Origin of the sequence: Pedobacter borealis DSM 19626, from assembly GCF_000708285.2 — a bacterium.
GTDB classification, from domain to species: Bacteria; Bacteroidota; Bacteroidia; order Sphingobacteriales; family Sphingobacteriaceae; genus Pedobacter; species Pedobacter borealis.
This window is the reverse complement of the sequence record NZ_JAUG01000071.1, coordinates 25,631-40,398: the sequence shown is the minus strand read 5'-3', so window position 1 is coordinate 40,398 and position 14,768 is coordinate 25,631. Positions and strand designations below refer to the sequence as shown.

At 35.8% G+C, this 14,768-nt stretch carries 6 protein-coding genes; 3 read left to right on the top strand and 3 right to left on the bottom strand.

Going from position 1 to position 14,768, the window contains the following annotated elements; genetic code table 11:
* Window positions 1-490 precede the first annotated feature (490 nt).
* The 3 genes from istB to AW17_RS17045 all read right to left on the bottom strand — a co-directional run bounded on the left by istB (window position 491) and on the right by AW17_RS17045 (window position 7,091).
* Window positions 491-1,207: an IS21-like element helper ATPase IstB gene (gene istB / locus AW17_RS17055; protein ID WP_029278466.1), complete on the bottom strand. Its 717-nt coding sequence runs from the start codon at window positions 1,205-1,207 to the stop codon at window positions 491-493.
* 3 nt (window positions 1,208-1,210) lie between these two features.
* A complete protein-coding gene (gene istA, locus AW17_RS17050) occupies window positions 1,211-2,755 on the bottom strand; it encodes an IS21 family transposase (RefSeq protein WP_245235092.1) in 1,545 nt (514 codons plus the stop codon).
* 385 nt (window positions 2,756-3,140) lie between these two features.
* Complete coding sequence (locus tag AW17_RS17045) at window positions 3,141-7,091, bottom strand: hybrid sensor histidine kinase/response regulator transcription factor (RefSeq protein ID WP_029278463.1); 3,951 nt, start codon at window positions 7,089-7,091, stop codon at window positions 3,141-3,143.
* Between the two features lie 527 nt (window positions 7,092-7,618).
* On the opposite strand from AW17_RS17045, the gene AW17_RS17040 reads away from it, so the two are divergent.
* The 3 genes from AW17_RS17040 to AW17_RS17030 all read left to right on the top strand — a co-directional run bounded on the left by AW17_RS17040 (window position 7,619) and on the right by AW17_RS17030 (window position 14,757).
* Window positions 7,619-9,472, top strand: a complete 1,854-nt coding sequence (locus AW17_RS17040) for a glycoside hydrolase family 127 protein (protein ID WP_029278462.1) — start codon at window positions 7,619-7,621, stop codon at window positions 9,470-9,472.
* A 32-nt stretch (window positions 9,473-9,504) separates the two neighbouring features.
* A complete protein-coding gene (locus tag AW17_RS17035; RefSeq protein ID WP_029278461.1) occupies window positions 9,505-11,511 on the top strand; it encodes a beta-L-arabinofuranosidase domain-containing protein in 2,007 nt (668 codons plus the stop codon).
* A gap of 258 nt (window positions 11,512-11,769) precedes the next feature.
* Complete coding sequence (locus tag AW17_RS17030; RefSeq protein ID WP_029278459.1) at window positions 11,770-14,757, top strand: SusC/RagA family TonB-linked outer membrane protein; 2,988 nt, start codon at window positions 11,770-11,772, stop codon at window positions 14,755-14,757.
* Window positions 14,758-14,768: the final 11 nt, after the last annotated feature.

The window sequence follows — 14,768 nt, the reverse complement described above, 5'->3', positions numbered from 1 at the left end:
TCTAAAAGATAAATATGATAAGAGCCTTCAGAAAGTTCAAACTTATCAAGTTCAAAGTATTCGGTTAAGCCTTCAGGAAGTATGAAAGATAGTAGTGTGGTGTCCAAAACAAAGTATTTTCACAAAAATAATCAAACTTTAATACTCCCCAACTTTTTTGCTTGATCCTGTATTTTCTAACCGTTTCCCTGCACATACGCAGTTGGACTGCAATTCGGACATAAACATACCTTCTGTCGGCTTTGCACGTATATATTTATCTGATCAGCATTATTATCTACCGAAATAACCTTAAATACATCAGCAGAAGAGAAAATTAGATTCGTAAGATTCATAAACTTCTAACGAACATTCACCTTCAATTCTCATAATTACCACCAAAAGTCGGGAAGAAACACTTCTGGATATTCTGGTAATGTTGACCCCAGTAATGCATCATACTGACCTCCCTTCGGGGATTTGGCCTGTCATAGCTGACGGCATGACAATTTTACCTTTTTTTTCTAAGACTTTCTCCTTTTAATTCAATTCTGTAAGAAGTGTGCACCATACGGTCCAAAAATGCATCTGCGAGGGTTGAATCCCCAAAGATATCCCACCATTTATCCACCGGCAATTGGCTGGCAATTATTGTTGCCTTTTTTGCATGCCGATCCTCAATTATCTCTAGCATGTCCATACGCTGTTGTTGTTCAAGATGTGTCAGTCCGAAATCATCCAAAATGAGCAAATCTGCTTTTGATATCTTTTCAAAAAACTTGTATACACTTCCATCAATCCTGCTCATCTTTGTTTTTAACAATAATTTCTGAACATTGAAGTAAGCCACTCTGTATCCCTGGGTACAGGCCTGGTGTCCGAGTGCTGACACCAGAAAGGATTTTCCTGTTCCCGTAGAACCGCACACTAATATTGCTTCTCCTTTGGGTATATACTCACCTGTGGCAAAGATACCGACAGCGGCCTTGTCCAATCCTCTTTTTGCATCCATGTTTAGTTCCTCTATTGATGCCCTGTAACGGAAGTTTGCATTTTGCTGAAGCCGTTCAAACCGCTTTCCATCCCGATCGTCAGCTTCTGCCTGGAGAAGCACTTCCATCCCTTCGCTGAGGGTAAGTTCATGGAGTCTTCTTGTTTCGCTAAGCGCTTGCCAGCTCCGGATCATACCATGTAGGCGTAAGTCCCTTAATTGAGTTTCAATGTTCATTTTTTAGAATTTGATAGTTGATTGTGAATAATATTCTTTGCCCCGAATGTTCGGGTGCTCTGGAAGCGACTGTTCCTGTTTTGGCTTATCCTGATGATCGACCATATTGTTCTTGAGGATGCGTTCGACAAAGCGGTACGAAAGGTTGCGTACATCCATTGCCAGTTCGCAAGCAGCTGCAAATCCGCTGGGACTTGCAGTTTTCTGCAATCTTAACAAGCCATCACATGTCCGGTAAAGTTGTTCAGGATGTGTATTCTGTTCAAATACCATCTGGAACAAAAGATACATTTCCGGAGATCTCTCCTTTGCCCGGGCAATATAATAATCGGGACTCCTCTCCAGGTAGTGCCTGTGATGTGAGCTTAAGTGATCTTTCTGTGTGGAGTAACCTGCCGGGTTCACATTCCGCACATGAACGGCAATCTGCTTGCCCCTTGCATAGATCTTAACCATGCTCCTGGTATAAATCACTTGGACCTTAAGCCCTACGTATGCAAAGGGAACGCTATAATAGTGTTTGTCATTCCCAAGGTAGATATGATTATTGTGCGCCACTTTGGGTTCTGAATAATACTTGACCTCAAAACCATCGGCCGGCAGCGGTTTGAGCAGGCTTTTTTCCGCTGCAAGAAATCGCTCTTCCCTGCAATAGGGCTTTTGCTGCATCCTGGTCTGGTTATGCGCCTTTACTTTTTCCCTGATGGCCAGGTTAAGGGACTCGATATCAAAGAACTGACGGTTTCTGAGTCTGGCATACACACGATTGTATACCAACTTAACCTGATTCTCTACCAGTGCCTTATCTTTTGGCTTCCTTGATCTTGTGGGGATGACTGTGATTCCATAATGGTTTGCAAAGTCCTCCAGTGCCCGGTTAATCTCTGGCTCAAATCTATTGGCCTTGATCACCGCGGATTTGAGATTGTCTGGTACCAAGACTGCCGGAGCACCTCCAAGTTCCCTAAGACAGCATTCCAGTGCATGGAGGAAATCATCCACTCTCTGGCTTTTAACGGCCATTACAAAACAATAATCAGAGAATGGAAGCGAGGCAACAAATATCTGGCAGGCCACCACTTCACCGGTCTCTCTGTTTATGTAATGCATTTGCTTGCCTGCAAAGTCAACAAAGAGCTTATCTGCAGCCAGATGCTCTAAGCGCATGCCCGGACGCCTGGCAACTAATTGCTGGCGAAGGTGGAAGCAGAACTGGGGGTAGCTGTAGGCGGGCTTGCAGCCAGCCTCATATTCTTCATAAAGAAGAAGCCGCGTCATGCCTACGGATTCAAGCTCCTTGGCATAATAGGTCAGGTTATTCCGAAGATATTCAAACCGCGGATCCTTATAGGCTGGACTACCGACATGGAATTTTCCCATTAACAATGGGTCTTCCATTTCCAGAAGTTGTGCTACCGGGATTTCACCAGCCGCTAGTTTGGCAATATATGCTTTTACGGTGTTCTTGCTTATCCCTAGATTACGCGCAATACTTTTGATGGAATCGCCCTGTTTGTGAAGACGTAATAATTGTTTGATCTGACTCATAGCTTTCGATTTTCCGGCCATCAACACGCTGCTTTAGGTAAATATTATTTACCTAAGTAAGCCAAATCAAATTAAAGAAGGGGGGCAACATGCTCCATTACAACCTGCTTTAACACAGATCAAGAGGGGTCAATATGCTCCATTACAAAATCTTTAATAACCCGAGGTGGGGTCAGTATCCGCCGGAATGTCAGTAAAAGCTTTAAATGATTTTACTGTAACCCGAAATTGGAAACCATAACTGGGGGGGCAGCATGCTCCAGAATATCCAAAAGCTACTGAAATACAAAGCAGGTCGACGAAACCTTGATAAGGGTAACGGATAGTTAGGCCTAATCAAATAGCCTCTTTAGCTTTTTTATCCAGACACCCCATCAATTAATAGTTATTTATTCATTGCTATATATTCTGAAGGGCTCATTCTAAAATGCTTTTGAAAATTTCGTCCGAAGCTTGTTTGTGAATTATAACCTACCATTTCGGCAATTTCATACATTTTATAATTTTCATTCAAAAGTAATTCTGCGGCTTTTTTTAAGCGCACAATATTGATCAATTCATTCGGGCTCAAATTCGAAATATCTTTAATTTTTCTATATAAAGTCGATCGGCTCATGTTCATTATTTCTGCCAGCGATTCAACGCTTAAATCTGAATCAGTAATGTTTTTTAGAATTTCTTGGTCTAATTTATTTAGGAACTTTTCATCGATTTTACTGTTTGCAATACTTTTGATGTGTGACAGCGGTGAACTAGCATAGTAGTTCATAATTTGTTTTCTGTTTTCGATTAAATTTTCTGTCTGGACTTTCAAATAATCCATCGAAAAAGGTTTCGCAATGTAGGCATCGGCTCTCGCTCCAAGACCGTTAATTTGTGACTTCAGAGAACTTTTGGCTGTAAGTAAGATCACTGGGATATGGCTTGTTTCCAGATTTGTTTTAATTTTTTTACACAAGGTAATTCCATCCATAATTGGCATTGAAACATCACTTATTATAAGCTGAATATTTTCGTTGTGAATTATTTTCAATGCATTTTCCCCATTATCAGCTTTTAAAACGGTGTAAAGCTGAGATAATTCTGTCGAAATAAAATTCAATAAATCTTCATTGTCCTCTACAACTAAAATTTGTGTTTTCTCATGTTTGCTTTCAATTTCGGCAATAGTTAATTCCCGCTTATTTTCTTCTTTTTCGGATTCGCTGTAAAGCATAAATTCTTCTTTCTGATGAAGTGGAACTACAAGTTCAAAAACATTGAGGGTTGAATTTGAAATTAATTGCAGATTTCCGTTATGTAATTGTGTTAACGAATGCGCAAGCGAAAGCCCAATCCCGGTTCCCGAAATTGCACTCATAGTATTGACCCTGAAAAACGGTTCAAAAATTTTATCTTTTAAATGATATGGAATCAAATTTCCATCATTTTTCACGATTAAAATCAGTTTGGATTCATCTCTAAAAAGCATAATTGAAACTTTGTCTTTTGAATATTTAATAGCATTACTAATCAAATTACTCAGGATTTTTTCGAAAGCTTCTTTGTCAACAAAGGCATAAATGTCCTTTTGGCTCAGTTCCAATTCAAATTCAATGCCTCTTTCTTCAATTAATTGGCTGAATCTCAAATGTAATTTTCTAACAATTGAAGAAATATTTGTTTGTACAAAAGTGAGTTTTAGTCCGCCGATTTCTGATTTTCTAAAATCTAATAATTCGTTGACTAATTTTAACAATCGCAACGTATTTTTCTTCATTATGGAAAGATTTTGAGGAACTTCTGGTAATTTGTGCTCCATTGTCAAAAGTTTTTCCAAAGGGCCTTTTATCAGCGTTAGTGGCGTTCTAATTTCGTGTGCAACATTCGTGAAAAAATCAATTTTTGCCTGATAGATTTCTTTCTCTTTTTCGTCGTTTAAATGTCTTATTTTTCTGTTATTTTTAATTTCAGTTAGGTTTTGCGAATAACGAATAATGTAATAAAGGGAACCGCAAATTAGGAGAAAATAGAAAAAATATGCGTAAGAACTTGCCCAAAATGGAGGTAAAACTTTAATTTTTAATGCAACTTCTTTGCTCCAAATACCAAAACTATTTAATGATTTTACTTTAAAAACATAATTGCCGGGCCTGAGTTCTGTAAAGAAAACTTTATTGTTGTGCCCAAGATAAACCCAGTCATTATTTACGTTTTCAAGCTTGTACCAATATTCCGTAAGCTCTGCAGCCGTATAATTTAACGATGCAAATTCAAGATTAAACGATGATTGATTGTTGTTTAATTTTAATTCATCAATATGTGAAATAGATTGTTTTATAGGAGAATCATTTTTAGTGGCATCAATATCTTTATTGTTGATTTGAAGATTGGTAATATAAATTGAAGGTGAGTATTTATTTTTTGTAAAATTATTTGGATTGAAACTAATCATTCCATTGAGATTTCCAAAATACATGTCACCGTTTGTATCTTTAAAAGCAGATGCATAATTAAACTGATCACTCAACAAACCATTTGGTTTTGTATAAATCTTAATACTTTTATGATCTGAACCAAATTTCACCAGACCTTTAGAAGTTGTTATCCATAAATTTTTAGCATCATCTTCTAAAATTGCATACACTACGTTGCTGGGAAATCCGTTTTCAGTCGTAAATCTTTTAAAAGTTCTTGTTTTTTTATCGAATAAATTCAATCCATTTTCGGTGGCAAACCATAAATTTGTAGAACTGTCTTCAAAAATATAATTGATGGAATTATCGCTGATTCCATCTGCGTTTTTATAATGATAAACAAAGACCTCTTTCTTTTTGGTTTTCGGATTGTAGTAAAACAAGCCATCACGAGAACTCCCAGCCCAGAAATTTCCATCGATATCTTCTAGATAAGTGGTATAAAATATTGTTTCAGGAAATGTTTTTAAGGACTCAAAATTGTCTTTTTGTTCATTATACAAATAAAGTCCTAAATTGGTAATCACAATCAGTTCCTTTTTTTTGGTTTCATAAAATGAGAAAATAAAATTACTGTGTAATCCCGAAGATGGATCATTAGCACTATAATGTTTTATAACCTTGCCTGAATTTCTATCTAAAATATCAAAGCCATACTCAAATGTTCCGACCCAAATTTTGTCTTTTCTAGACATTAAAGCGTGAATGTTGTAGTAGGAGACACTACTTTTGCTTCCGTTTGGTAAATATGTCGTAAACTGCTGCGTTTTCAGATTCAACCGGTTTAAACCAGCATCTTCAGTACCAATCCAAAGGTCACCATTGTCATCTTTAATAATTTTCCTTACGGCACCTCCGCTAATAGAGTTTTGCCCTTTTTGAGGGAAATATTTTTTGAATTGTGTGTGTTCTTTTTGAAGATAATTGATTCCACCAAAATAAGTTCCAATCCAAATTCCGTTTTCTTTATCAACCGTTATTGAATAAGCCGCATTATCTGAAATGGCATACGGATCATTATAGTTTTTTTTGAGATTGACGCTTGTTTTCGTCTTCAGGTTGTAAACATAAACTCCAGATTCGCTAGCAATCCAAAGTTCGTTATTATTCCTTTTATTAAATTTTCGTACATAAACCGGATTTTTAGTCGAAAATTCTAATCTAGAAGTTGTTTTGGTCGGGATATTGTACACTAAAACGCCATCAGTGTGTGTACCAATTAGAATATTATTTTTATCCAAAGCATAAATAACGGAAATACTAAAGCTGCCTGAAGTTGCCGGAGGTGTAAGTGGAAGATTTTCGAACGAAAGACTTTCTTCAGAATAATGATATATTTTATTTGAAGAAGAAGCCCAAATTTCTCCGTTTGCATCCTGTGCAATTGAAGTGGCAATAAAATATTTGCCTGGATTAAAAATTTCGGTTTCTTTTTTTTGGGTTGAATATTTGTACAGAATGTTTCCTGAAAGAAACCAGATATTCCCTTTTTTATCGTGATTTATGTCATTAACCCTATTGTTTATGGCTTCATTTAAAATCGTAAACCGATCTATTTTTCTATTGTATTGATACAAACCTTTATCTGTACCAACCCAAATTACTCCTTTGTATTCATGTAAAGATCTTATAAAATTGCTTCCTAGGCTATGAATTGGGTCTCCATTGCTTCGATAAGTTTTAAAACGATAACCATCAAAGCGATTCAAACCATCTTTAGTTCCAAACCACATAAATCCATCTTCATCCTGCAATGATGTTAAAACGGTGTTGTGGGAAAGGCCTTCTTCAGCTTGAAAATGGTTAAAATAATAGTCCTGGGCTTCAATAAAATTTGAAGAAAAAATTAAAGAAGATAAAAAAAGAAAGAATTTACGCATTGTTATATTTTTTGTAATGAAATCAATGTTGGGCAAATTGTGTCAAATTTCAACAGGATGTTGCAAGGCGCTATTTGCTTGATCTTTTTTATGCAATTTGAATCATTTTATATTAAAAATGACACGAATAAAGCATTTTATTTTGATTTAAAATCATCTATTTTGACTTTTCAAATAAATGAATCTGGTATTTCTGATGTTAAAAAAGGAAGTATTGATAGAATTAAATTTCAGCAAAAAACATTACTAATCTTATAATATTATCCTAAAAATATTAAAATGAAAAATCTGCTAACTGCAGTTATAAAGTTGGTGCTTTTTCAATTTAGTTAAAAATATGAAGAGGAAACAGAAATAGTTTAAAAAGATTCAGAAACAAACATTGGTTTTTAGTAAAAGAAAGGCAGACAGTGAAAATTTGATGGAAAGAGAGTCAATTTATATTGACGGGAATTGTTTCGAGCTGTGCTTTAAGTGAAGATATTATTTGAATAAGAACCAAATTACAATTTATCAGAAATTAAATTATGAAAAATACGTTATTATTACTTTTTGCCCTATTTTCTTTAAGCGGTTTTGGACAAACCAAGGGGCAAAGAGTTCAAATCGAACCAATCAATTTTTCTAAAGTAAAGATTACCGATTCTTTTTGGGAACCTCGTTTGAAAAACCATGCAGCAAGTATATTAAGTACTTGCATTTCCCAAATTGAAAGTCAGACAGGACGTATTGCTAATTTTGTAAACGCAGGGAAAAGGTCAGGAAAACATTCTGGGATTTTTTATGATGATTCGGATGTATACAAAGCATTGGAAGGTATTGCCTACACTTTGATAAATAATCCCGATCCAAAATTGGAAAAAACGGCTGACGATTGGATTGATAAGATAGCAAGTGCCCAATTAAAGGATGGCTATATTAATACCTATTATACTTTAACAGGATTAGATAAGCGATGGACCAATATGGACAAGCACGAGGACTATTGTGCGGGACATCTTATAGAAGCGGGTGTGGCATATTATCAGGCAACTGGAAAAACAAAATTGTTGGGTGTTTCTGAAAAGATGATAAAGCACATGATGTCCATTTTTGGAGAAGGAAAACGCCACTGGGTTCCTGGACACGAAGAGATTGAATTGGCTTTAGTGAAATTATATAACGTTACCAATAACAAGAGGTACTTAGATTTTTCGAAATGGCTGCTGGAAGAAAGAGGACATGAATACGGAACGACAGGAGGTAACGGAAAATGGGATGTCAAATATTACCAAGATGTTAAACCTGTAGAAGACTTGACTGATGTTTCTGGGCATTCAGTTAGAGCTATGTATCTTTTTTCGGGTATGGCCGACGTGCAAAAAATGGATGAAAAAGCAAAATATTCGAAAGCTTTAAATTCGCTATGGGATGATGTGGTATCACGTAATATGTATGTTACTGGAGGTGTTGGTTCTTCACGGGAAAATGAAGGATTTACAGAAGATTATGATTTGCCTAATCAAACTGCATATTGTGAAACTTGCGCTTCTGTGGGTATGTGTTATTGGAATTCACGAATGAACCAATCATCTGGCGATTCTAAATATATAGATGTTTTAGAACGATCGATGTATAACGCTGTTTTGTCTGGAGTTTCTCTTAGCGGGACTGAATTTTTCTACGTGAACCCATTAGAATCCAAAGGAGATCATCACAGAAAAGCCTGGTATGGGACGGCTTGTTGTCCAAGTCAAATTTCACGTTTTATGCCTTCCATTGGTAATTATATTTATGGACAATCGGACAATGCGATCTGGGTAAACCTGTATATAGGCAGTACGGTGAATATTTCCATTGGAAAAAACAATTTGGAGTTACAAGAAGAGACCAATTATCCTTGGAATGGAGATGTAAAACTCATAGTTAAATCTTTAACCTTTCCTTTAGAAAAAGAAATTAGATTTCGAATTCCAGCTTGGTGCAAAAAATATTCCCTTTCATTAAATGGAAAAAAAATTAATAACCCAATAGTGGAAAATGGATATGCAGTATTGAAAAAAGAATGGAGAAAAGGGGATGAAATTAAAATTTCTATGGATATGCCAGTTGAAGTGGTTAAAGCAGACGATCGTGTAAAGGCTGACATTGGAAAAAGAGCTATACAAAGAGGGCCTTTGGTGTATTGTATGGAAGAAGTAGACAACAAATCTAATTTTGACCTCGAAACTATTTCTAAAAACACAAAGTTTGAAACCACTTTCAATCCTAGTTTACTGGGTGGGATTATGGAAATAAAAACAGTAGCTGATCCAAAAAATGTCATAAAATTTATTCCTTATTATTCTTGGGATAACAGAGCGGAAAGTAAAATGAAAGTATGGATTGATTACAAAGAATAATTAACTTTTTTAAAAAAAAATCAAGGAAAAAAATGAAAAAAGCATTGACCATATTATTGTTGTTTCCAGCGCTGTTATTTGCACAAAAGGAAGCAACCAATGATAATTACACTAATAATCGAGCTCCGTTGATTGCAAAGCCTTATATCGAGTTGCCACTTGGAGCCATTAAGCCTTTAGGCTGGCTAGACGAACAGATGAAACGAATGGCTAATGGTATGACGGGAAATCTAGATGCTCAATATTCAAAAGTGGTTGGTTCTCGTAACGGCTGGTTGGGTGGCGATGGCGATGTCTGGGAACGTGGGCCTTACTGGGTTGATGGTCTTTTGCCATTAGCTTATATTATGAAGGACCAAAAATTAATCAACAAGGTGCAACCTTGGATTGAATGGACTCTTGCTTCACAAAAAGAAAGTGGCTACTTCGGACCTGACACGGACCGTGGCCCAGAACCAGGATTGCAACGAGATAACGCAAAAGATTGGTGGCCAAAAATGGTGGTTCTTAAAATAATGCAACAATATTATTCGGCAACTAACGATAAACGGGTAATCCCATTTTTGACGAACTATTTTAAATACCAACTGAAAGAATTACCAAAAGATCCTTTGGGGAAATGGACCTTTTGGGGAGAACAAAGGGGAGGTGATAATTTGATGGTAGTGTATTGGCTTTATTCTATAACAGGTGATAAATTCTTATTGGAGTTAGGGGAATTGGTTCATAAACAGACGTTTGATTGGACTGATGCATTTTTGAATCGAGATGATCTATCCCGTCAGAATAGTACACACGGTGTTAATTTGGCTCAAGGTTTTAAAGCACCAACGATTTATTCTCAAGCCAATAAAGATCCGAAATACGCACTTGCTCCTAAAAAAGCAATAAATGATATGCGAAATACTATTGCTTTTCCAACAGGATTATGGGCTGCCGATGAAATGTTACGTTTTGGAAATCCAACACAGGGCTCTGAATTGTGTACGGCAGTAGAGATGATGTTTTCACTTGAAAATATGCTTGCAATTACTGGTAATGTGCAATGGGCGGATCAATTAGAACGTATCACGTACAATGTTTTACCTTCTCAAATTAGTGCTGATTTTAATGAAAGACAATATTATCAGCAAATCAATCAAACTTCGATGACAAAGGAATCTAGAAATTTTGTGACTTCTCACAGTAACACGGATAACCTGATGGGATTGCTTACTGGATACCCTTGTTGTACCTCCAATATGCACCAAGGCTGGCCTAAATTCACTCAAAATCTTTGGTATGCCACGGCAGACAATGGCATTGCGGCATTGCTTTATGCACCTTCTGAAGTAATAGCAAAAGTAGCAAACGGAACGGATGTTAAAATCACTGAATTTACGGATTATCCATTTAAAGAAAACATGAAATTTCACTTTCAATTTGTAGATAAAAAAGTAAAACAGAGCAGTTTTCCATTTCACCTTAGAGTTCCTGCTTGGTGCGAAAATCCTGAGCTTTTCCTGAATGGTAAAAAACTTGAAACTTTGGTTCAAGCCGATAGGATTTTAAAAATAAATAGAGTTTGGAATAACGGGGATGAATTGACCGTGAATTTCCCGATGAAAGTATCCGTGAGTTATTGGTATGACGGAGCTGCAGTTATAGAAAGAGGACCGCTGTTGTATAGTTTGAAAATGAATGAAAAATGGGAGCAAAAAAACGACCCGGTTAAGTTTGGTAATTATCACGAAATAACTTCGGATTCACCTTGGAATTATTGTTTGATGGGAAAATACTTGAAAGCCGAAAAGCTTCAAGAATCAGTTACTGTAACTCAAAAGAAAGAGATAGCTCCGTATCCTTGGACTTTACAAGACGCACCTGTTACGCTGAGTATTAAAGCAAGACGATTGCCATGGGGAGAATATAAAGGATCACCTGGACCGATTCAATATTTTTCACAAATGGGCGACAAGTTGTCCGATGAAGAGGAAACTATTAAATTAATTCCTTTTGGTTGTACAAAATTGAGAATTACAGAATTTCCTGTCCGTTGATTTTGATTAATTAATAAAAACTATTGCAGGGCCTTTAAAAAAAAAGATTATCTAAAAATTTTATAAAAACCTTAAACTATAATAATAACTAAAAAAACCATTAAAAATTATGAAGAAAAAGACAATAAAGGGAGAAATACCCTTAGAATCAAAATTATATATATATGATTGAAGATGAAATGTTTTACAGTTATGATTGGTATGGCCAAGGTGCCTTAAATGCCGAAATTATTATTTAAATAAATAAAAAAAATAACTATGTTAAAAAAAATTAAATTTATTTTATTTGCACTTTGTGCTGTGCACATGAATATTTACGCACAACAGACAAGTGTAAAAGGGAAAGTAGTTGACGAAAATAAAAATCCGATTCCTAGTGTTAACGTTGTTGTCAAAGGTACTCCCCATTACACGATTTCTGATAATGATGGAAATTTTACAATTTCCGTTGAAGATAAGCAAACGCTGGTTTTTTCATCTATTGGTTTTGACAACAAGGAAGTTGTATTTGATGGGAAAGCTTTAGGTAGGATAGTGATGACTAGCAAGTCTAATTCTTTAGATGAGGTTATAGTTACTGGGGTTGCCAAAGGGACTGCAGTTAAAAAACTAGGTTTTTCAATAGAGAAACTAACAGAAAAACAACTTAAGCAAGTACCTGCAAATGACGCTGCCCTTGCAATGCAAGGAAAAATGGCGGGAGTGAGAATGGTGGCTAGAAGTGGTGAACCAGGTGCAGGCTTCGACATTCAATTGCGAGGAGCAAAATCTATTACAGGCGGGTCAAGTCCATTAGTTATTATCGACGGTGTTTTAGGTGCCGATTTGAATAATATTAGTTCAGATGACATTGCTTCAATTGAGGTTTTAAAAGGTGCTGCTGCATCTTCTTTGTATGGTTCTCGTGCTGCAAATGGTGTTGTAAATATCACGACAAAACGAGGATCATCAATGAGTGCAGGTAAGGTTGAGGTTGATGTTAGATCAGAGTATGGACAAAATTCTTTAGGATTTGTACCACAACAATCAAGTGCAACTAACCGCATCGTTCAAAACGGTGTAGTGACTTCGGATGTATCTCCAGATCAAATTTACAAGAATCTTTATCCAACAACATACGATCATGTAAAACAATTTTTTAACCCAGGAGGATATCAAACGAATTACGTTGGATTGAAAGGAAATTCAAATGACAACAAAATTTCTGTATATACCTCATTTCAAAACTCACATCAAGAGGGAATTGTAAAAATGATTAAAGGATTAGATCGCAATAACTTTAAGTTAAACTTGGATTATAAAATAACCCCTAAGTTGGCCTTTAAAACATCAAATTTATACTCTTCTTTTAACGATGAAAGCGTTGGAGGTGATGTATTTGGATCATTGTTACGTTCAGATCCAAATGCTGATTTAACCCTTCCAAATGCTGATGGAACTCCTTATAAAGTAAATGTTAATACATTAACTGATGCTGCACCAAATCCATTGTATACAATAAACAATACTAAAAATACAAATACGGGTAAAACATTAAATTCCTTTTCTAGTCTTAACTACGATTTTACGCCTGATTTATACATTAAGGCATCTTATGGGGTAATACAGAATACAGGCTCATCATTCTATATGCAACCTAAAGGAATGTTAGACTATTATCTAAATGAAGGGATTGGTAGCATTAACCGGTCAATGTATGAAAGTAAAGATAAAAATATAGCATTTGAAGGATCATATATTAAAAAGATAGGTAATTTTAATACTGTTAGCAAAGCCCAGTTTTTATATGAATCTTCAACTTATAATAACTTATCTGGATCAGCATCCCAATTAGCGCTGGGAGGCTTTGATTTGACAACTCTTAATGCAGGTGCAATACCTTCTGTAAACTCTGCTATCATATCAACGAATGCCTATAATTATTCATTAATTTCTGCCGTAGATTACAAATCTAAATATATAGTTGATGCTTTAATACGTCGTGATGCTTCTTCATTGTTTGGTCCAGACGTTAGATGGCAAAATTTCTACCGTGTTTCAGGAGCATGGCGTATCTCTGAAGATTATAAAATAAAAGGTATTGATGAATGGAAATTACGTTCTTCATTAGGAACGGCTGGTTTAAGACCTCCTTTCGGCGCAATCAATGAGACCTTCGCACTTAATCAAGGTGTTACCGGAAATCAAGAAACTTTAGGTAATTCAAAATTAAAACCGTCTTTCTCAAAAGAATGGGAAATAGGAACTGATATTAGTTTCTTGAAAAGATTCACCTTGAACCTTAACTATTCATATACAAATAACACGGATTTGATACTTAAAGTTCCTGTTAGTCCACTTTCAGGTGCTGCTTATCAATGGCAAAATGCAGCTGCTATGAAATCAAATGCATATGAAGCTACATTGAGCGCTAATATTCTTCAAAAAACTAATTGGAGTCTTGATTTTAAAACAACATTCGACAAGTATACCCAAAAAGTAACTCAATTAAATGCGACACCTTATTTTATTGATGGAACACGTTTTATAATCCAGAAAGAGGTCGCTTTCGGAACACTTTTACTAGATAAGTTTGCACATAATTTGAATGAGGTTGCAAACCAGGTTCCTGCTGGCACATCAGTTAATGAGGTGTTTGTGGTTAATAATCAAGGTTTTGTGGTTAAACGGGACGCAATAGGAACTATAAATGAAACGCCTATAAAAGTGACCGATAATAATGGTGTTGCATTACCGGCTGCTGCAATAAATACAACTCCAGATTTTACAATGAACTTCAATACCACTCTTACATACAAAAAATTCACGTTTTATATGTTATGGAGTTGGCAACAAGGAGGAGCGGTTTATAATCACTCGGTTCGTTATATGACGGAACCAAAATTATTTGATCAATCAAGTTTGGCTCCAAATGAGCAAAAATCGGCAACATATTATGGCAATGGTGGTCAATATTCAGGATTGTTAGGTTGGGACAATGATGCGTTGGTATTTGATGGAACATTTGTAAAACTTCGTGAGGTGTCTTTATCATATGATTTGAAAGTAAATAGTTTAAAGTTTGTAAAAAATATTCGTTTTAACCTAGTGGGTCGTAACCTGTTAGTATTCACTAAATATCCAGGATTTGACCCAGAAACAGGATCAAGCCAAGGAGGTGTGGATGCGAGCACTTTTAGATTTGATAGTAACAATCGTTACCCTTCTCCAAGATTGGTAAGTGGATCAGTTTCTATAACATTTTAAATTAGATAATT